Annotated in this window: 24 protein-coding genes; 1 reads left to right on the top strand and 23 read right to left on the bottom strand. The window is 60.3% G+C overall.

Features of this window, described 5'->3' with window-relative positions; all coding sequences use genetic code 11:
* Positions 1-137: 137 nt before the first annotated feature.
* From PMW67_RS05060 to PMW67_RS05050, 3 genes are all read right to left on the bottom strand, one after another.
* Positions 138-1,958 carry an adenine deaminase gene (locus tag PMW67_RS05060; RefSeq protein WP_117773365.1) on the bottom strand — a complete coding sequence of 607 codons (1,821 nt, stop codon included), beginning with the start codon at positions 1,956-1,958 and terminating at the stop codon, positions 138-140.
* A 222-nt stretch (positions 1,959-2,180) separates the two neighbouring features.
* Entirely contained in the window at positions 2,181-3,392 is a 1,212-nt protein-coding gene (gene tyrS / locus PMW67_RS05055; protein WP_035137437.1) for a tyrosine--tRNA ligase, read from the bottom strand.
* A 96-nt stretch (positions 3,393-3,488) separates the two neighbouring features.
* The gene (locus tag PMW67_RS05050; RefSeq protein ID WP_271738911.1) at positions 3,489-5,447 is read right to left on the bottom strand and encodes a U32 family peptidase; all 1,959 of its coding nucleotides are present in this window, start codon (positions 5,445-5,447) and stop codon (positions 3,489-3,491) included.
* Positions 5,448-5,609: 162 nt separating this feature from the next.
* On the opposite strand from PMW67_RS05050, the gene PMW67_RS05045 reads away from it, so the two are divergent.
* Entirely contained in the window at positions 5,610-7,808 is a 2,199-nt protein-coding gene (locus PMW67_RS05045) for a transglycosylase domain-containing protein (protein WP_271738909.1), read from the top strand.
* Between the two features lie 189 nt (positions 7,809-7,997).
* Here the strand turns inward: PMW67_RS05045 and PMW67_RS05040 are convergent, their stop codons facing one another.
* The 20 genes from PMW67_RS05040 to PMW67_RS04945 all read right to left on the bottom strand — a co-directional run bounded on the left by PMW67_RS05040 (position 7,998) and on the right by PMW67_RS04945 (position 19,902).
* On the bottom strand, positions 7,998-8,435 hold the full coding sequence (locus PMW67_RS05040; protein ID WP_006235280.1) for an arginine repressor: 438 nt from the start codon (positions 8,433-8,435) through the stop codon (positions 7,998-8,000).
* 132 nt (positions 8,436-8,567) lie between these two features.
* Entirely contained in the window at positions 8,568-9,608 is a 1,041-nt protein-coding gene (locus tag PMW67_RS05035; RefSeq protein WP_271738907.1) for a glycosyltransferase family 2 protein, read from the bottom strand.
* Between the two features lie 161 nt (positions 9,609-9,769).
* On the bottom strand, positions 9,770-10,594 hold the full coding sequence (gene truA / locus PMW67_RS05030; protein ID WP_271738906.1) for a tRNA pseudouridine(38-40) synthase TruA: 825 nt from the start codon (positions 10,592-10,594) through the stop codon (positions 9,770-9,772).
* 92 nt (positions 10,595-10,686) lie between these two features.
* Positions 10,687-11,154 (bottom strand): 50S ribosomal protein L17, encoded by a 468-nt coding sequence (gene rplQ, locus PMW67_RS05025; RefSeq protein WP_055287451.1) that lies wholly within the window; start codon positions 11,152-11,154, stop codon positions 10,687-10,689.
* A 30-nt stretch (positions 11,155-11,184) separates the two neighbouring features.
* Positions 11,185-12,126: a DNA-directed RNA polymerase subunit alpha gene (locus tag PMW67_RS05020; protein ID WP_006235276.1), complete on the bottom strand. Its 942-nt coding sequence runs from the start codon at positions 12,124-12,126 to the stop codon at positions 11,185-11,187.
* 32 nt (positions 12,127-12,158) lie between these two features.
* A complete protein-coding gene (gene rpsD, locus PMW67_RS05015; protein WP_006235275.1) occupies positions 12,159-12,755 on the bottom strand; it encodes a 30S ribosomal protein S4 in 597 nt (198 codons plus the stop codon).
* A 19-nt stretch (positions 12,756-12,774) separates the two neighbouring features.
* Positions 12,775-13,179 (bottom strand): 30S ribosomal protein S11, encoded by a 405-nt coding sequence (gene rpsK, locus PMW67_RS05010; RefSeq protein WP_006235274.1) that lies wholly within the window; start codon positions 13,177-13,179, stop codon positions 12,775-12,777.
* A 14-nt stretch (positions 13,180-13,193) separates the two neighbouring features.
* Entirely contained in the window at positions 13,194-13,568 is a 375-nt protein-coding gene (gene rpsM, locus PMW67_RS05005; protein ID WP_022094275.1) for a 30S ribosomal protein S13, read from the bottom strand.
* A 14-nt stretch (positions 13,569-13,582) separates the two neighbouring features.
* Positions 13,583-13,696 (bottom strand): 50S ribosomal protein L36, encoded by a 114-nt coding sequence (rpmJ, locus tag PMW67_RS05000; RefSeq protein WP_006363204.1) that lies wholly within the window; start codon positions 13,694-13,696, stop codon positions 13,583-13,585.
* A gap of 150 nt (positions 13,697-13,846) precedes the next feature.
* Positions 13,847-14,065, bottom strand: a complete 219-nt coding sequence (gene infA, locus PMW67_RS04995) for a translation initiation factor IF-1 (protein WP_035137443.1) — start codon at positions 14,063-14,065, stop codon at positions 13,847-13,849.
* Between the two features lie 232 nt (positions 14,066-14,297).
* Entirely contained in the window at positions 14,298-15,086 is a 789-nt protein-coding gene (gene map / locus PMW67_RS04990) for a type I methionyl aminopeptidase (protein ID WP_006235270.1), read from the bottom strand.
* Complete coding sequence (locus PMW67_RS04985; protein ID WP_006235269.1) at positions 15,083-15,709, bottom strand: adenylate kinase; 627 nt, start codon at positions 15,707-15,709, stop codon at positions 15,083-15,085. The genes map and PMW67_RS04985 overlap by 4 nt, the downstream gene beginning before the upstream one ends.
* An 18-nt stretch (positions 15,710-15,727) precedes the next feature.
* Positions 15,728-17,014 carry a preprotein translocase subunit SecY gene (secY, locus tag PMW67_RS04980; RefSeq protein WP_089573561.1) on the bottom strand — a complete coding sequence of 429 codons (1,287 nt, stop codon included), beginning with the start codon at positions 17,012-17,014 and terminating at the stop codon, positions 15,728-15,730.
* The gene (gene rplO / locus PMW67_RS04975; protein ID WP_006235267.1) at positions 17,008-17,457 is read right to left on the bottom strand and encodes a 50S ribosomal protein L15; all 450 of its coding nucleotides are present in this window, start codon (positions 17,455-17,457) and stop codon (positions 17,008-17,010) included. The genes secY and rplO overlap by 7 nt, the downstream gene beginning before the upstream one ends.
* A gap of 3 nt (positions 17,458-17,460) precedes the next feature.
* Entirely contained in the window at positions 17,461-17,643 is a 183-nt protein-coding gene (gene rpmD, locus PMW67_RS04970) for a 50S ribosomal protein L30 (RefSeq protein ID WP_006235266.1), read from the bottom strand.
* A 2-nt stretch (positions 17,644-17,645) separates the two neighbouring features.
* Positions 17,646-18,170, bottom strand: coding sequence for a 30S ribosomal protein S5 (gene rpsE, locus PMW67_RS04965; RefSeq protein ID WP_055252236.1), 525 nt, complete (start codon positions 18,168-18,170; stop codon positions 17,646-17,648).
* Positions 18,171-18,184: 14 nt separating this feature from the next.
* Entirely contained in the window at positions 18,185-18,553 is a 369-nt protein-coding gene (gene rplR / locus PMW67_RS04960) for a 50S ribosomal protein L18 (RefSeq protein WP_055252235.1), read from the bottom strand.
* Between the two features lie 75 nt (positions 18,554-18,628).
* Positions 18,629-19,165: a 50S ribosomal protein L6 gene (gene rplF, locus PMW67_RS04955; protein WP_006235263.1), complete on the bottom strand. Its 537-nt coding sequence runs from the start codon at positions 19,163-19,165 to the stop codon at positions 18,629-18,631.
* A 33-nt stretch (positions 19,166-19,198) separates the two neighbouring features.
* The gene (rpsH, locus tag PMW67_RS04950) at positions 19,199-19,597 is read right to left on the bottom strand and encodes a 30S ribosomal protein S8 (protein ID WP_152073526.1); all 399 of its coding nucleotides are present in this window, start codon (positions 19,595-19,597) and stop codon (positions 19,199-19,201) included.
* 119 nt (positions 19,598-19,716) lie between these two features.
* Positions 19,717-19,902: a type Z 30S ribosomal protein S14 gene (locus PMW67_RS04945; protein ID WP_022094280.1), complete on the bottom strand. Its 186-nt coding sequence runs from the start codon at positions 19,900-19,902 to the stop codon at positions 19,717-19,719.
* Positions 19,903-19,974 lie beyond the last annotated feature (72 nt).

The raw sequence follows: 19,974 nt of genomic DNA, 5'->3' as shown, positions 1-19,974 counted from the left end.
AATAAGACCCCGTAGTTATAAACGTTACATGGACCTAGCAAATAGCTCACGCGCGCCAGAGGCCCCACGGTCGCGACGTCAGGCAGCCCGCCAAAGAGTGTCCCCAACGGCTAGTCGTTTAAGAACGTCCCTGATGACTAGTCGGCGTAGGTGAAGGTTGTGACGTCGAACATGCCCTCGGGACGGATGCGGAGCGTCGGGATCACCGGCAGGGGCAGGAAGATGATGCCCATGATGGGGTCGAGCGGCGGCTCGATGCCCATGGCGCGCGCCTTGACCATAAAGTCGTCGTGCTGCGCCGCAACGTCTTCGGCAGCGCCCTCGCTCATCAGGCCGCCGAGCGCCAGCGGAATGCGCGCCACGACCTCGCCGTTGCGCACCAGCACGTGGCCGCCCTGGCCCACGGCCTCAACGGCAGCCATCATATCCGCCGCATTGTCGCCCACCACGCACACGTTGTGCGAGTCGTGGCCGATCGTGGAGGCAATGGCGCCACCGGTGATGGTAAAGCCGCGCACCCAGCCGCGACCGATATGCTTGCCGACCAGGCCCAGGCCAGCGGGGCCGTCGCCGTCGGCGCCCTCGGCCTGCAGCGACACGCCGCGGCCATGGCGCTCAATCAGCATAATGCGGCGCAGGCCCTCGGTGTTCTTGGGGCGAACCATGCCCGTGATGGCCTTGCCCGGCACCACGTCAATCACGGCCTCGCCCGGCTTAAAGGCATAGTCGAATACGTCGAGCGAAAGCTTCGGCAGCTTAACGGAGGCGCGTAGCTCATCGGCAAGGGCCGCGACCTCGGCCATCTCGGGTGCAATCTCGCCCACAAAAGTGCCGTCCTGTGCCACGAGCGCGCCGGCGGCATACACGCGATGCGGAGCCGTGGCAAACGTCAGGTCGTTGAGCACCAGCAGGTCGGCACGCTTGCCCGGGGCAATCGCACCACGCAGCTCGTGTGGGTCGCGGCAACCGTGGTCCAGGCCAAACGCCTCGGCCGTGGAGAGGGACGCCATAGAGATAGCGACCACGGGGTCGATGCCGGCCTCGATAGCCGCGCGGCAGGCATTGTCGATCATGCCGGTCGCAAGCGCATCGGAAGGGGCGCGGTCGTCGGTCGCGAAGCAGCAGCGGCGGGCGCGCGCGGGATTCTCTAGCAGCATCGGCGACAGGTTGGCCAAGTCGTGGCTACACGTACCTTCGCGCAGCATCACATACATGCCGCGGGACAGTTTATCGAGCGCCTCCTCGGGAATCGTCGACTCGTGGTCGGCGATAATACCCGCCGCGGCATAGGCATTGAGGTCCTTGCCGGCAACGAGCGGCGCATGACCGTCGACTTGCTTGGACGGCGTCTGGTTAGCGGCATCGATGCGAGCACAGGTCTCGGGATCGGCCATAAAAACGCCCGGAAGGTTCATCATTTCGCCCAGGCCAAAGACATCGCCCGGATGCTCGGCAAAAAACGCCTGCATATCGGCAGCCGAAATAACGGCACCGGCCTGCTCGTCGGGCAGCGCGGGCACGCACGAAGGCATCATGTACTTGATGGAGATGGGTGCGCGGCGGCCGTCCTCGATCATAAAGCGCAAGCCGTCGAGACCGGCAACATTGGCAATCTCGTGGCTGTCGGCAATGGCGGTGGTAGTACCGCGCGTCGCGGCCATGCGAGCATACTCGGCGGGACGGATGTTCGAGGACTCGATATGCAAATGCCCGTCAATAAAACCGGGAGCGAGATAGCGACCCTGGCAGTCGATGACCTCAGTTGCCTCGTAGGTGCCAGCAGCATCGTCGCGACCATCGTAGAGCACGCCGACGATCACACCGTCCTTGACGGCAACGCTACCGGGCGCCACACGCTGGCCATACACGTCGACGATCTGCGCATTGGTAAACAGCGTGTCGACGGGCACGCGCCCCTCGGCAGCATCGATCACAGACCTCATGACCTCAACGGACATACATACTCCTTTAACCGTAGAAAAAAGCTGCGGAGCGGACAGACCTTCACCGCAGCAAGCCAATAGCCATTGTATGCCAAAAAGAAAGTCCCGCTAACACCCCTTCCGCTTAACGGCACCGCCAAATGATCCCTCCGTCCCCAAGGGATCGTCGCAACCAAAAAGGCCGCAGTCGGGATTCCCGGCTGCGGCCTTATTGCACTTGTGAGGTCAACTCGCTCGTTAGACCAACTTAAAGCCCTTGCGCTTGCCCACGGAGAGGGTGTCGCCCAGCTTGAGGGCGCTCGGATCGATGTTGTAGCTCTTGGGAGCCACAGCCTTGCCGTTGATCTTGACGCCGCCGCCGTCGATGTCGCGGCGGGCCTGACCGGCGCTGGCCGAAAGGCCCAGGTCCTTGAGCAGGCCAGCGAGGTAAATCTGGCCCTCGTCGTTGACGGTCAGCTCAACGTGCTTCTCGGGGAAGTCGGCAAGCTGGCCCTCCTTGAACACACGGTCGAACTCGGCCTGAGCCTCGTCGCCGGCGCCGGCGCCATGGTAGGTGTCGCACAGGTCGCGACCCAGAGCGCGCTTGAGCTCATAGGGATCGGCAGAGCCGTCGGCCAGGGCGGCGTCGATCTTGTCGACCTCGGCCGGGGTGAGCGAGCTGGCCAGACGATAGTACTTGCCGATCATCTCGTCGGGGATGGACATGGTCTTGCCGAACATGTCCTTGGGCGCGTCGGTCAGGCCGATGTAGTTGCCGTATGACTTGGACATCTTGCGCACGCCGTCGGTACCCTCGAGCAGCGGCATGGTGAGCGCGATCTGCGGCTCCATGCCCATCTTCTCCATGAGCTCACGGCCAGCGAGCAGGTTGAAGAGCTGATCGGTGCCGCCCATCTCGACGTCGGCCTTGATCTGCACGGAGTCGAAAGCCTGCATCACGGGATACAGGAACTCATGCAGGGCGATCGGCGTCTGAGACTGGTAGCGCTTGGTAAAGTCGTCGCGCTCGAGGATGCGGGCGACGGTGAACTTGGAGCACACCTGCAGCAGACCGGCCAGATCCATCGAAAGGATCCAGTCACCGTTGTGCACGATGGTGGTCTTCTCGGGATCAAGGATCTTCATGGCCTGGCTCACGTAGGTCTCGGCATTGGCCTCGATCTGCTCCTGCGAAAGCTGCGGACGGGTGGAATTCTTGCCCGAAGGGTCGCCAATCAACGCGGTACCGTTGCCGATGATGAGGGTGACGTTGTGGCCCAGGTCCTGGAACTGACGCATCTTACGCAGCGGCACGGCGTGGCCCAGGTGCAGGTCGGGGCTGGTGGGGTCGACGCCGAGCTTGATGTTGAGGGGCTCGCCCTTCTCAAGCTTCTTGCGAAGGTCGGCCTCGGGAACGATCTGCGCGGCGCCCGAGGTGATGATACGCATTTGCTCGTCAACAGACAGCATTGGGTATCCTCCTTTTGCTATAGCACCCTCGCCGAAAACGGCGGTGCTGGAAGTCCATAAACTCTCTTATGATAACAAACTGACGCGACGCGGCACCTACGACAGGAAAATCCTCGTCCTGCCGCATGCGTCAATGGCAACTGGCAGACGTGTACCGTCACGCTCGACCAGATAGCGTGCCTGCCGACGACGCAAGCAGTCGCGGCAACGGACCTGTCCCGTCGCATCGGTGGCGCAGACGCCCTCGGCGGTCAGCAGGCAGTGCTCGCACACCATAAGCTCGGGACGGTCGGCGTCGACCGGACCCAAGACGCCGGGTTCAGCAGCCAGTTCGGCAATACGCTCCGCATCATTGCCGAGCAACTCGGCCGGCAAGTACACCCGCCCCGCACCGAGTCCGCGCAGCCAGGTAAGCGTGGCCCGATTCGCGCAGAACACCGGCGCCGCCACGTCAAAAGTCACGCCCAGCTCGCGAGCGATCACCACCTGTCCCAGGTTGCGGCAGACGACGCGCCCGGCACGCTGCATCAGTGAGCGGGTCCAGTCAGCGTCACTCGCGCGGCACACCTCGTCAAGCACCACAACGGCGTCGGACAAATCGAGTTCTCCGCACGGGTCGGCATCCATCAGCTGCCAAGCAAAAACCATGCGAGTGGGAGCCGCGCACTCCACCAACTCCGTCGATGCACCGCCATCCACCGCAACGCCCTCAAAGGGCAGCACTTCAACGGCACGCGCAACGGGCGCAATCGCATCCGCCTCGGCCCGCATGCGCTCCAACACCGCCGCCGTCTGATCCAACACGCCGGCGCTGCGAATCAGGTACACCTCGCAGCCCGCGTCCACCTTACGCTTGCAATGCACGACGACGCGCTTCCCCGCTGCGGCATCCACCGGGCAGGGCACCTGCGGCCAGCGCTTGGGCACATCGGGACGCGCGTCGACACCCGGATAGAACCGAATCTCGAGCGTGTCACCCGCCGCCACGGCGGCGTCGAGCTCAACGGTCACCTCTTCGTGGCCCACAGCGACCAAACGCCCCACGCGCACGCCCTGGTTAATTGCGCGCTCAAAGCTCATGAGCTCGGCACCCGAACGCCCTCGCAGGTACGCATCGGTAAACCCACGGTTAAACGACCTTCCCAGCTCGCGTTCAAGCTCTTCCACGACATCGGGGTCCCACGCGCCGTCGCGCAGCATATCGAGTGCCCGGCGCCACACCCGCACCACGTTGAATACGTAATCGGGGTTCTTCATGCGCCCCTCGATCTTGAGCGACGCCACGCCGGCATCTACAAGCTCGGGCAGATGCGCAATACCCAGATAGTCACGCGGGCACAGCAGGCGATCTCCCTCGACGGCGACAACGCTCTGCCCCGCCTCGTCCACCAGGTCGTACGCCAGACGGCACGGCTGCGTGCAGTCGCCGCGCATCGCCGAGCGTCCACGCCGCAGGGCCGAGAACTCGCACGCCCCAGAATAACCGATGCAAATCGCACCGTGGCAGAATACCTCGATGGGCACGCCCGTGGCACATAGCGCCGCAATCTCGTCGACCGTCAGCTCGCGCGCCGTCGTCACACGCTCGACCCCCAGCTCATCGGCGGCAAGCCGCACGGCGCCTTCGCTATGAACGCCCGCCTGCGTAGACAGGTGAATCTCGACCCCGGGAATCGCCGCGCTCAGCGCGCAGGCCAACCCGGCATCGGCCACAATCAGAGCATCGGCGCCCAGCTCCAGTGCATGAGCTCCCAGCGCCACCGCATCGGACAGCTCATCGTCAAACACGAACACGTTGAGCGTCACGTACACGCGCACGCCATGGGCATGCGCCACGGCGCAGCCGCGCGCAAACTCGTCATCCGTAAAGCCATGCGCGCTCACGCGGGCGTTAAAGCCGCCCAACCCCGCGTAGATGGCATCGGCACCCGCGGCGATGGCCGCAAGCATCTGGTCGAGCCCGCCCGCCGGCGCCAGCAGCTCGGGCAGCGCCGCACCGGCAGCATCCAATCCAGTCTCGTATTGTCCGCTCGGCCCCATCGCCCGAATCGCCATCGGCAAACTCCTTACCAAGGTATGCATTCACTTTGAAAAATGCCGTCTTCCAGCATACACGAGGCCTCGCGCGCCCCGTTTGGTTTATCGTGTAATAACTTATGTTCATCCTGCCTCGACGGCACATCTACCGTCCGGCACGACATACCTGGAGGTCAATATATGGGTCCTCGCCAACGACAGGGACGCAGCCGTTCAAAGACGCATGCCCTGCCCATAATCCTGCTCTCGTTTTTGGGCTTTCTGCTGATTGCGGGCGTGGCGTTTGGCATCGGCATGGTCGGCAACGTCAACCGCTGGCTGTCCGATCTGCCCGACTACACCGACGCCAACGCGTATCTGGTGAGCGAGCCCACCGAGATCGTCGACTGCAACGGCAACAAGATCGCGAGCTTCTACACGCAAAACCGTAAGTCCATCACCAAGGACGAGGTCTCCCCCTACGTGCTGCAGGGCACCGTTGACGTCGAGGACGAGCGCTTCTACGAGCACGGCGGTATCGACCTGTGGGGTATCGCGCGTGCTGCGGTGGCAACCCTCGGCGGCGGGCACGAAGGCGCCTCGACGATCACCCAGCAGCTGGTGCGCAACACCATCCTGCAGGAGGAGCAGTTCGACTCGACCATCGAGCGCAAGGTGCGCGAGGCCTACATCGCCGTCAAGATGGAGGACATGTACTCCAAAGACGAGATCCTCATGATGTACCTCAACACCATCTATTACGGCCACGGCGCCTACGGCATCGAGGCCGCAGCCGAGACCTATCTGTCCAAGAGCGCCGCCGATCTCACCCTGAGCGAGGCCGCACTGTTGATCGGCCTCCCCAACTCGCCCTCGCAGTACGACCCCACGGTCAACCCCGACCTAGCGCTGTCCCGTCGCAACAAGGTCCTCGACAACATGCTGCGCCTGGGCCACATCACGCAGGAGGAGCACGATGCCGCACAGGCCGAGCCCATCACCCTCAACGTGACCGAAATCTCGGGCAGCGGCGTTGACGTATACTCGCAGCCCTACTTTGTCGCCTATGTCAAGCAGCTGCTGGAGCAGGAGTTCTCGACCGACGTGCTCTTTAAGGGCGGCCTGACCGTCAAGACCACCATCGACCCCACGATGCAGCAGGTGGCAGAGAATGCCGTCCGCGAGCAGCTCGACACGCTCTCACTCGACGGCCTGGACATGGGCATGGTCGTCGTCGACCCCAAGACCGGCTACATCAAGTGCATGGTGGGCGGCTACGACTACAACGCCGACGAGAACCACGTAAACCATGCCACGGCCAAGCGCCCCGTCGGCTCCACCTTTAAGGCCTTTACGCTGGCAACTGCCATCCAAAACGGCATGAACCCCAACGTCACCCTCAACTGCAACTCGCCGCTCAAGGCCAAGGGCACCACGACCGAGGTCCAAAACTACGCCAACCATAGCTATGGCAACATCACGCTTAAGCAGGCAACGGCATACTCCTCCAACACCGGCTACATCCAGGTGGCGGAAGCCGTCGGCAACAGCAAGATCATCTCGCTCGTCAAAAAGCTCGGCATCGATCCCGCCAAGGACAACATCGAGGACGTTCCCGTCATGACCCTCGGCACCGGCTCGATCTCGCCGCTCGAGATGGCCGCCGCCTACGCGACGTTTGCCAACGGCGGCTACTATCGCCAGCCGATCGCCATCACCGAGATTGACTCTCGTACCGGTTCGGTGCTGTACCAGCACACCGACAATCCCTCACAGGTGCTTACCGAGGGCGAGGCCGCCGCGGTCACCGATGTTCTGTCCGGCGTCATGAAGGGCGGCGGTACGGGTGCTGCCGGCGCCCTGAGCGTCAACCAGCCCTATGCCGGCAAAACGGGCACCACCGACAACACCACCAACCTGTGGTTCTGCGGCTATACCCCGCAGCTGGCGTGCGCCCTGTGGACCGGCTATTCCGCAGGTGAGATCCCCATCCAAAAATACGGCACGGACCTGCTGGGCGACAGCACCAACCTGCCTGTCTTTAAGCGGTTTATGAACACCGTTCTGACCGGTACCGAGCGCGAGGAGTTTGCGACCGGAACGGCGCCCACCTACAAGAACAACAGCGTCTGGAAGTTCTACGGCACCAACAACACCAAGAAGACGGAGATCGACGACAAGGACGAGAACGAGGACGAAGAGGAAACCACCACGACGACTACCACGACGACCACGACCACCGAGACTACGGGCGGCGACACCACCGGCGACACCGGTACGACCGGTGGCTCGACGGGCGGTTCCACTGGTGGTTCGACCGGCGGCGATGGCGGCACGCCCACGCCCACGCCTACGCCCACTCCCGACCCCTCGCCCACGCCTGACGATACTGTTGGCTAGAAATTCATCCGGCCATTAGCAACAAGGCCCCCGAGCAGCTTATTAAAGTGCTCGGGGGCCTTTTAGTTTAAAGCGACCTGGTGGACGGTCTTTATACCGGCAAACAATATAGGGGGTACCGACCAACGTCGATACCCCCTTACAAGCCACCATGTCACGCACACAGTGCCGAGCGCACGACCCGCACGCCTACTTGCGAGAATTGCTCAGCTTATTGATCAGCGCCTCAAGACGCTCGCCGTCCTCGGCCGTCTGGGCAATGACCAAAATCGTATCGTTGCCGGCAAGCGAGCCAAGCACATCGGGCAACTCTGCCGCATCAACGGCGGCGGCGATGCCGGAAGCCGTGCCAGGCTGAGCCTTGATCATAACCAGATTATCGGTACGCAGAACGCCCGTAACGAGCTCGGAAACCATACGCTGCAAGTGCAGGTCCTCTGCCAGAACATAGATGCCCTCAGGGAGCTTACGCAGCCCCATGTCGGCAATATCGCGAGAGACAGTCGCCTGCGTGCAATCAAAGCCCATGGCGCGGAGCTCATCGACCAGCACACGCTGCGTGCGGACGTCCTTATTGCGCACAATATCTCTAATGGCATCCTGGCGCCCATTGCGTTTTTTAGCCATACAAACCCTCTCTCCAAAAGATGGTGGAGACAATCAATCAGTGATTGAATAGTTTAACGCTATTTGAATGCTTTTGTGTATAAGAACGCATTTCGAAACAATTCTATGCAAGTTTGTTTCGAAATGAGCCGTTTAGGCGGTTTTTGCGCCCGTCCGGTTAAGAAAAGCTGCCAGATGCGTACACATCACGCAGCGCGCGGGCTTGGCGCTGGCGATCGGTCCAAACAACAGACCGAGTCCCCGATGGTTGTCCTTGAGCGCGGCGACCATCTGACGGGTTCGAGGTGCCTCGAGCATATCACGCATGCGGGCGGAACGCTCGATTGACGACACCCCATGCGGGCTCAGACACAAATTCTCGATGCAGGCGACCAGTCCGGCAAAGTAGAACTTTTGGCTTGCCAGCTTGAGCCGACCACCGCTATCTGCTTCCGAGAGTGAGTCAGCAAGCTCGTCGAGCGCTCGGGTGTCATCGGATACCTTGGCATACATGGTGGGATCAAAGGCATCTGTAAGCTTAGGTGCCGCCGCGTGGAAACAAGCATCGCCGCAGCCGGACACGCATCGTGCCTGCGAAAGCGCGCATGCCATAAACCCAACTGTGCGAAACACCTTGTCGCACAAAAGGCATGCCTCAAACAGCGAGCGGCTGTACATCACGCCAGAGGTCTGAGCGACTAGGCCGCCTAAAATCAACTGAGGCAGCCCGGCCACCATCGAAGATTTGCTATCAATGGAAATATGAGCAGCATCCAAGACGCGCGAATGGCGCTCTCGATGTGCATCATAGCGGTCGAGCGACACCGTGGGGAGCACTATGTCTGCCGCAGTATCGCACGCGATATCGACCATCTTGGAAAGAGACTGCGGAGCAAACCACTCATCGGCGTTCATGGCGATGATTTGAGAGCCGCGCGAGGCAGCAAAACCGGCACGAAGACAAGCGCCGCGCTTCGCGTCCTCGACGTCAATCAAATCAATATGGATGTCCCTGTCGGCGGCAACTTGAAGCGAATGGCGCACACCGGGCGCAGCATCGCGGCAGACAACGACAATCTGCAAATCGTAGAGGTCTTGGTTCTGGATACTCTCGAGCGCACGCATCGCATAGCTGGGCGAACCTTCTACCACAAGGATCACCGAAAGTCGCGGATGCGAGCCACGTCGAACCAAGTTATCCGTCCTCTCGACAGCAATGAATCAAACCGTGGTTCATGGTACACCCCGGCAATAAAAGCAATGAGACACCAGTTGTATTGCACGTCAAGAACAGATGTTGCACACGCGCAGCCCACAGATGACAGGTGTCGACGCACGACGCGTCGAGCCCTCCCCTAGTCGAGCACGACAAGCTCGGCGGGATCGTAATCCACGCCCATAAACGTAAGGCCGCAGGCAGGAGCCGTGGGGCCCGCAGCGGTACGGTCGCAAGCATCGATGACCTCGCGCATCCACTCGGGTTCACGGCGATGCATGCCAATCTCGACAAGCGTGCCCACGATCGTGCGGACCATCGAATGCAAAAACGCATTGCCCTCGATGGTAAACGTCAGGATGTCCTCGCCAAACGCAACCTCATGGCCAAACTCGGCACGCATCACGCAGCGATGCGTGGGCTTGCCAACGGCCGAGGCAACCTTGCAAAAGCTCTTAAAGTCCTGCTCGCCCAAAAGCGCAGGGCAGGCGGCCGCCATCGCATCGACGTCGAGGGGATAGCGATGCCACCACACCGCACCGCGCGAGAGCACGGGGCGCGCATCGCGATCGGCAATACGGTACGTATACGTACGGGACCGCGCGTCAAAGCGGGCAGAAAAGCCCCTACGGGCCTTGTAGACCTCGTTTATGGCGATATCTTTGGGCAGGAGGGCATCCATAGCCCTCAGCCACCTACGGCGCGTCAAAGCCAACTCAGCGTCCGTTACGGGCACGCTGATAAACTGTGCCACCGCATGCACGCCGGCATCGGTACGTCCCGCACACGTCAGGTCGATCGGACGGCGCAGGAGCGTCTCAATAGCTCGACGTAGCTCACCCGCAACCGTCGTCTGGCCAGGCTGCTCGGCAAAGCCGCTATAGGACGAGCCATCGTAGGCCACGCGGAAAACGAGCGTGGCGTCGAGCTCGGGAATCGAATTGAAATCAGACGGCGCGGTCATGGGCGCTCCCAACAAACAGGCAATGGCATTTCGACAAAAAAAGAGGGGTACGCGAACGTACCCCTCGAATATAGCCTATGCAGACGGATTGTCTACTCAGCGGTCTCCTCAGCAGGAGCCTCCTCGGCAGCCTCGACCTTCTTGGGAGCAGCGGCCTTCTTGGGGGCCGGAGCAGCCTTCTTGGCCTTAGGCGTGCAAGGCTCGGTGACGAGCTCCATGATAACGATGGGAGCATTGTCGCCCTTACGGTTACCGAGCTTCATGATGCGGGTGTAACCGCCGTTGCGGTCCTGCCACATACCCTGGGCAGCCTTGTCGAAGATCTCGGCAACGAGCTGCTTATCGCCGAGCTTGGCGATAGCCAGACGACGAGAGTGCAGGTCGCCCTTCTTGGCCCAAGTGATGATCGGATCGACGACCGAACGCAGCGCCTTAGCGCGGGTCTCGGTGGTCTTGATGCGGTCGTTCTCGAAGAGGGCCTTAGCAAGGCTCTTCTTCATGGCCTTGGTGTGGCTCGCATCGGTGCCGAGCTTCAGGCCCTTCTTAACGTTGTGACGCATGGTCTAGTTTCTCCTCAAATATGCGAAGCATTAAGCCTTCAGGCTCAGGCCCATGGACTCAAGCTTGTCCTTCACTTCCTCGATCGACTTAACACCGAAGTTACGGATGTTGAGCAGATCGTTCTCCGAGAACTCAACGAGCTGACGGACCGAGTGAATGCTGGCGCGCTTAAGGCAGTTGTAGGAACGGACGGAAAGGTCCAGATCCTCGATCTGCTTGTCCAGCTCGGCGTTGTCGTTGGTGACCTCGGGAGCGAAGATCGAAGCCTCCTCCTCGACCTCGGGGGTCTCGGCAAGGTTCATAAAGGCGGCCATATGCTGGTTGATGATATTGGCAGCCTGGACCACGGCGTCGCGCGGGGCGATGGAGCCGTTGGTCTCGATCTCGAGGACAAGGCGGTCGTAGTCGGTGTGCTGACCGACACGGCAAGCCTCAACGAGCTTGGCGCAACGGGAAACCGGCGAGTACAGCGAGTCGACGTGGATCACACCGATGGGATCGTTGTCGCGCTTGTTGGCCTCGCCAGAAACATAGCCGCGGCCATAGCCGATGCGCATGCTCATGGTGAGATGGCCACCCTCGGTGAGCGTAGCAATGTGCTGCTCGGGGTTGACCAGCTCAAACTCGGACGGAATAAAGAAGTCCGCACCGGTGACCTCGCACGGGCCGTCAACCGAGATGGTGGCGGTCGCCTCGTCGGTCGTGCCGAGAGCCCTGAAGACAAGACCCTTGACATTCAGGACGATGTCGGTGACATCCTCGACCATGTTAGGGATGGTCATGAACTCGTGCTGCGCGCCATCGATCTGAATAGCCTCGACGGCGGCACCCTCGAGCGAGGACAGAAGAACGCGACGAAGGGAGTTACCCAGCGTATCGCCGTAGCCACGCTCGAGCGGCTCGACGGAGACACGAGCAGACGTCTCGTTGATCTCTTCGACCTGAACCTGAGGCCTAATGAATTCTGACATGTATTACCTCCAGCCTCAGCAGCCCGGATGGACTACTTAGAGTAGAGCTCGACGATGAGCTGCTCGTTGATATCACCGCTGATCTGCTCACGCGTCGGCAGAGCGAGCACGTTACCAGACAGCTTCTCGATATCGACCTCGAGCCAGCCAGGGACCTCAAAGCGCTCGGAGGAAATCAGAGCCTCCTTGATGGGGAGAAGGTCACGGAACTTCTCGCCGACAGCGACGACGTCGCCGGCCTTGACGCGGTAGGACGGGATGTCCACGCGCTTGCCGTTCACGGTGAAGTGACCGTGACGGACGGACTGACGAGCCTCTTTGCGGGTGCGGGCGAAGCCAAGACGGAAGACGACGTTGTCGAGGCGAGACTCAAGAATAATCATGAGGTTCTCACCGGTGACGCCGTTCATCTTACGGGCCTTGTTGAAGTAGCCGTGGAACTGCTTCTCCAGAACGCCATAGATGAACTTGACCTTCTGCTTCTCGCGCAGCTGCATGCCGTACTCAGATTCCTTGCGACGGCGCTTGGGCTGACGGATAGATTCCTTCTTGCTGCTGTAACCGAGCTCAGCGGGATCGATCCCGAGCTGACGGCAGCGCTTAAGAACAGGAGTCCTGTCGATTGCCATATTGATACGATCCTTTCAGTTACACGCGGCGACGCTTCTTGGGGCGGCAGCCGTTGTGCGGAATGGGGGTCTTGTCCTGGATGCTCGAGACCTCGAGGCCAGCAGCCTGGAGGGAGCGGATGGCGGTCTCACGACCGGAGCCGGGGCCCTTGACGAAGACGGAAACCTTCTTCATACCGTGCTCCATGGCCTGCTTGGCAGCAGCCTCGGCAGCCATCTGGGCAGCGAACGGCGTGGACTTACGGGAGCCCTTGAAGCCCACCTGGCCAGCCGACTTCCAGGAAATGACGTTGCCCTGGGGATCGGTGATCGAAACGATCGTGTTGTTGAACGTAGAACGAATGTGAGCCTGGCCCACGGAAATGTTCTTACGGTCCGCGCGCTTCAGACGGGCAGCGCGAACGTTCTTCTTAGCAGTAGCCATCTATCTAGCGCTCCTTATTTCTTCTTCTTAGCACCGATCTGACGCTTCGGGCCCTTGCGGGTACGAGCGTTAGTGTGGGTGCGCTGGCCGCGGACCGGGAGGCCCTTGCGGTGACGAAGGCCGCGGTTGCAGCCGATGTCCATAAGGCGCTTGACGTTCTGGTTGCGCTCACGGCGGAGGTCGCCCTCAACCATGATCTGGTTCTTATCGATATAATCGCGGATGGCGTTAACCTCATCCTCGGTGAGGTCCTTAACGCGCGTATCCACGTTAACGTTGCACTCGACGCAAATCTTCGTCGCAGTGGTGCGGCCGATGCCGTAAATGTAGGTCAGACCGATCTCAACGCGCTTCTCACGCGGGAGGTCGACACCATTAATACGGGCCAACGTAGTCTCCTCTCTTAACCCTGACGCTGCTTATGACGGGGGTTCTCGCAAATGACGAGGACCTTGCCATGGCGCCTAATGATTTTGCACTTATCGCACATCTTCTTGACCGAAGGACGTACCTTCATCGTTCTTCCTTTCGGTAGCGCTCAAACTACTTCCCTACTATCTACTCGCCCAGCCGCAGGCGTTTAAAACTATGGCTGGTCTTCACACACAATCCGACCGTAGGTTGAGCTAAGCCTGCAGTCGGAAATGGAGTGCGTGTATGCGTGCCGCTATTTGTAGCGATAGGTGATGCGGCCGCGGGTCAGGTCGTACGGGGAAAGCTCCACGACAACCCTGTCACCGGGGAGAATACGGATGTAATTCATTCGGATCTTGCCAGAAATGTTGCACAGAACCGAATGACCGTTCTCGAGCTCGACCTTAAACATGGCATTGGGCAGCGGTTCCTTTACCGTACCCTCGAGCTCAATTGCGTCTTCCTTCTTCACAAGCAATCATCTTTCTCTAGAAAACGACAGCGATTGAGTATTCTACAACACGTATGCACGCATCGTAATAACTTCGTAATGGCTCCACAACTAAGTGGAACTTGTTACATTTGAAATGTAAAACAAAGCCGTTCCCTGATGCCCAAGATCGCCTTGAAATGAGAAGGCATAGACCTTGGGGTCATGCCTTCGAAATTGAAAGGCGAGGTTGGGCATCAGGGGGCGGCGACTTTTACATTTCACCGCCTTGCAAGGAACACCAAGCACCTTGGGCATCCGTGGTGAGAATCACCGGACCGTCATTGGTAATGGCGACGGTGTTCTCGTAGTGCGCGGCGGGCAGGTGGTCGTTGGTCGTAACAATCCAACCGTCGGAGCCCGTGCTCACATGGTTGGAACCCATCGTAACCATCGGCTCGATGGCAATGACCATGCCGGCCTGGAGGCGAACGCCCCTCCCCTTCTTTCCATAGTTAGGAACGTTGGGGTCCTCGTGCATCACGCGGCCAATGCCATGGCCAACATAATCACGAAGCACGCCGTAACCGTGAGACTCGGCGAGGGACTGAACGGCATAACCGACGTCCCCGATATGGTTACCGGGAACAGCCTGCTCGATGGCAGCCTTAAGGCAATCGCGCGTGACCTCGCACAAAGCCTTGGCTTCGGGCGTGGGGGTGCCGACGAAAAACGTCCAAGCGTTATCGCCGACCCAACCGTCGACAACGGCTCCCGTATCGATGGAGATGATATCGCCATCGCGCAGGATCATGTCGGGGTTGGGAATACCGTGGACCACGGCATCGTTGATCGATGCGCAAATGGTCCCCGGGAACCCGCCGTAACCCTTAAAGGCCGGGGTGCCGCCATGCATGCGGATAATCTGCTCAGCGAGCTGATCGAGCTCAAAGGTGGAAACGCCAGGGCGCACCATGGCTCCAACGTGGCGGAGCGCCATCTTAGATAGCGCTCCTGCCTTCTTCATCTGCTCGATTTGCGTTGCAGACTTAATCTTGATCATAGACCGAGAGCCTCTTTGACATCCCCGTACACGGTCTCGCGAGCCTGGTCACCGTTGACCGACTTGAGCAGACCCTGGCCACGATAGTAGTCGACGAGCGGGCTCGTGGACTTCTCGTAGACGTCGAGACGGTTCTTGATGGTCTCGGGCTTGTCGTCGTCGCGCTGATACATCTCGCCGCCACACTTGGGGCAGGTAGCATCGGCAGCGGTGCCGGTGTAACCGCATGCGCGGCAGGTGCGACGCGAAGACAGACGATCGATAATGACCTCGGGGGCCACATCGACCAGAAGGGCACAGTCGATCTCGCGACCCATGGCGGAGAGCTCGGAATCGAGCGTCACAGCCTGGGCGGTGTTGCGCGGGAAGCCGTCGAGGATGAAGCCCTGCTGGGCGTCATCGGCGGCAAGGCGCTCCTTGACAAGGTCGATCACGAGCTGATCGGGAACGAGCTCGCCAGCGTCCATGTACTTCTTAGCCTGAATACCAAGCTCGGTGCCACCCTTGACGGCAGCACGCAGCAGGTCGCCCGTGGAAATGTGGGCGACGCCAAACTCGGCGACGAGCTCCTGTGCGACGGTGCCCTTACCGGCACCCGGAGCTCCGAGCAATACGAGGTTCATGAGCAATCCTCCTCTAGCCTATTTAAAGAATCCATCGTAATCATACATCTTGATCTGGCCTTCGAGCTTATCGACCGTGTCGAGCACGACGCCGACCATGATGAGGATGGACGTGCCGCCAAATGCCTGGATCAGATGGTTACCCGTGAAGGAGAAGATGATCGAAGGCACGATGGCGATGAGCGCCAAAAAGACAGCGCTGGGAAGCGTGATCTTGTTGAGCGCGTTCTTGATGTAGGCCGCGGTAGCCCTACCCGGACGCACGCCCGGAATAAAGCCGCCCTGCTTCTTAAGGTTATCGGCCGTGTCATCGGGGTTGAACACCATGGAGGTGTAGAAGTACGCGAAGAACACGATGAGGACAACGTTAAGCACCCAGTTGAGCCAACCGGTCGAAAGCGCGGAGGCAACTGCCTGAATCCAGCCGATGCCGGGGAAGAACACGGCAATCTGAGCCGGGAAGTACAGCAGCGCCGAAGCGAAGATGATCGGCACGACACCCGCGGTGTTGACCTTGATGGGCAGGTAGGTGGTCTGGCCACCCATCATGCGACGGCCCACGACGCGCTTAGCGTAGGAGACCGGGATGCGGCGCTGGCCGCGCTCAAGGAAAACGATCAGCGGGATAACCAGCAGGATGATGGCGCAGATGATCACCATGGTGATGATGCCACCGGCATTGCCCTCGGTGCTGGAGAAGATAGCCTGCGGCAGACCGGCCATGATGTTCGCAAAGATGATCAGCGACATGCCATTGCCGATACCGCGCTGGGTGATGAGCTCACCAATCCACATGATCAGCATGGCGCCCGCAGTGAGCGTGCCGACGACCATGAGGTCGAAGATGATCTCGGGAGCGCCGGCGCCATTAAAGCTGATGCCGAAGCTCTTAAAGAGGAAGAGGTAACCCACGGAGTTGAGGATTGCCAGAGCCAAGGTGAGGTAACGCGAATACTGCGTAATCTTGGTCTGACCGACCTCGCCCTCGCGGGCAAGCTCATGCAGGGAAGGCACGACGGCCTGGAGCATCTGGAGGATGATCGAGCTGGTGATGTAAGGCATGATGCCCAGCGAAAACACCGACACATAGCTCAACGCGCCGCCAGAGAAAAGATTCAGGAGGGCCATAGCACCTGCGGCGACCGAATTGTTATCGGTCGAGAAAAGGCCCAGCATCCCCTGGAAGGGAATGCCGGGCACAGGAACGTGCGCACCAATGCGGTACACGACGAGCATAGCTATGGTAAAAAGAATCTTTTCGCGCAATTCTTTGATGCGGAAAGCATTCTTAAGACCATTTAGCACGGCAGCTCGACCTTTCCGCCGGCGGCCTCGATCTTGGCCTGCGCAGAAGCGCTGACCTTGTCGACCTTGACCGTGAACTTCTTGGTGAGCTCACCATTGCCGAGCACCTTGACGGGCTCGAACTCGCTCTTGGTGATGCGAGCGGCCTTAAGAGCGGCACCGTCGATCACAGCGCCATCCTCGAACTTACGCTCGAGACGCTCAACGTTAACAGCGGTGTACTCGATACGACGGGGGTTGCGGAAGCCCGGAAGCTTGGGCAGGCGCATAGCCAGCGGAGTCTGGCCACCCTCGAAGCCGGCACCCTTGGTGCCGCCAGAGCGGGAACCCTGGCCCTTCTGGCCGCGGCCAGAAGTGGTGCCGTGACCCGAAGAATTGCCACGGCCGACGCGCTTACGGTTCTTGGTGGAACCGGGCGCGGGAGTAAGATCGTGAAGCTGCATTTGCTACTCCTCTACAATCTCGACAAGGTGCTTGACCTTGAAGATCATGCCGCGGACGGACTCGTTGTCAGCAATCTCGCGAACCTCGCGGATCCTGTGGAGACCGAGGGCACGGACAGTACGGACCTGGTCCTGCTTGCAACCGTTGGTGCTGCGGACCTGCTTGATCTTGATGGTGTCAGCCATGCTTAGTTCTCCTTACCGACGAACATCTCGGAGACCGTCAGGCCACGGCGAGCCGCGACGTCCTCAGGGCTGGAGAGCTCCTTGAGGCCCTCGACGGCAGCCTTGATGATGTTGAGGCCGTTGTCGGTACCGAGGGACTTGGACAGGACGTTCTTGATGCCAGCAAGCTCAAAGAGGGGACGCACGGCGCCACCGGCGATAACGCCGGTACCCTCGACAGCGGGCTTGATGATGATGCGGCCGGCACCAAAGTGGCCGAGAACCTCGTGCGGGATGGTGCCCTGCTCGGTCACCGGCACGTGGAACATGTTCTTCTTGGCATCGAGAGACGCCTTGGAGATGGCCAGGGGCACCTCAGCGGACTTGCCCATGCCAACGCCGACGTTGCCCTTGCCGTCGCCAACGACGACGAGAGCGACGAGGCTCATGCGACGACCACCCTTGACGGTCTTCGACACGCGGTTGATGTAAACGACGCGCTCCTCGAACTCGGAGGCCTCGCGCTGCTGCTTCTGATTACGAGCCATGTGCTACATACCTCCTAGAACTCGAGACCGGCGGCACGAGCACCGTCGGCGAGGGCCTTGACGCGGCCATGGTAGATACGGCCACCGCGATCGAAGGCGACCTTGGTGATGCCGGCCTCGATGGCGCGCTTGCCAACGAGCTGACCGACCTTCTCCGCAGCCTCCTTGTTCGAGGTGTGGGTGCCCTTGAACTCGGCCTCGAGGGTCGAGGCAGAGACGAGCGTCAGGCTGGAGCCCTTGCTGTCGTCGATAATCTGGGCATAGATGTTGGCGTTAGTACGGGTCACGCGAAGACGCGGACGCTCGGCGGTACCCGAGACCTTGCCGCGAACACGACGCTGACGACGCTTGAGGCCTTCCAGCTTCGCCTTATGCTTGTTCATACGTAAACTCCTAAAAAGGTTGATCTTGCCAGCACCTGACGGGGTGCTGGTCTTATGCGAGTGAGCCGGTTACGACTACTTGGCGGCCTTACCCAGCTTGCGGCGGATGTGCTCGCCAACGTAGTGGATACCCTTGCCCTTGTAAGGCTCGGGAGGACGATGGCCGCGGATCTCGGCGGCGATCTGACCGACCTGCTGCTTGTTGATACCCTTGACGTTCACGTGGGTGTTGTCGGGAACCTCGAAGGTGATGCCCTCGGGAGCCTCGACGATCACGGGGTGCGAGAAGCCCAGGGAGAACTCGAGGTTCTTGCCCTTCTGCTGCACGCGGTAACCGACGCCGGCAAGCTCGAGCTTCTTCTCGAAGCCCTCGGAAACGCCAACAACCATGTTGTGGATGAGGGCGCGGGTGAGGCCGTGGCGGGCACGGGTCTCACGCTCGTCGTCGGGACGGGAAACGGTGAGGACGTTGTCCTCGACGTTGATAGCGAGCTTCTCAAAGACATCGAGCTCGAGCTGGCCCTTGGGGCCCTTGACGACAACATTGTTGCCGTTGACTGCCACTTCGACTCCGGCGGGAATCTGGACAGGCTTATTACCGATACGAGACACGGTGATCTCCTTTCCTTCTACCTACCGAGCGAATTACCAGACGTAAGCGATGATCTCGCCGCCGACGTTGTGCTTGCGAGCATCGCGGTCGGTCATGACGCCATGGCTGGTGGAAATAATGGCGGTACCAAGGCCACCGCGGACGCGGGGCATGTCGGCAACGCCGGTGTACTTACGCAGGCCCGGCTTGGAAATGCGGCGGATGCCGTTGATGATCTTAGCCTTCTTGGGACCATACTTAAGCGTGATGTGCAGAGTCTTCTGGGGAACGGTGTCCTCGACATCGTAGCCCTCAATGTAGCCCTCCTCGTGCAGAACACGAGCGATCTCGACGAGCTTCTTGCTGCTCGGCATGGAGACCGTGGCCTTGTTCACAGAGTTAGCGTTACGGATGCGCGTAAGCATATCTGCGATCGGGTCTGTAAGGTTCATACAGATTCTCCTTCGTTCTTGATGAACACGTGCTCTTGGTTCTTCGCCGCCCTTAACGGCAAAGCCTAACTAGCGCGTTTTCCCTGTTCCAAACGGATGCTTGAAACGCTGGTAGTGACTTACCAGCTGGCCTTCTTAACGCCGGGAAGCTCGCCCTTGAGTGCAAGCTCGCGGAAGCAGACACGGCACAGGCCGAACTTGCGGTACACAGAGTGCGGACGGCCGCAGCGCTGGCAGCGCGTGTACTCACGAGTAGAGAACTTCTGCTTGCGATTGCACTTGACGATCATCGATGTCTTAGCCACTTATATCCTCCTCACATAGAGTATTGTTCGCCCCAAACGCCGTCCCCTTTTGGAAACGGCGCTTTTAGGGCA

The organism is Collinsella aerofaciens, assembly GCF_028209395.1.
Classification (GTDB): Bacteria; Actinomycetota; Coriobacteriia; order Coriobacteriales; family Coriobacteriaceae; genus Collinsella; species Collinsella aerofaciens_AZ.
This window is presented reverse-complemented; position numbering and strand designations above follow the sequence as displayed.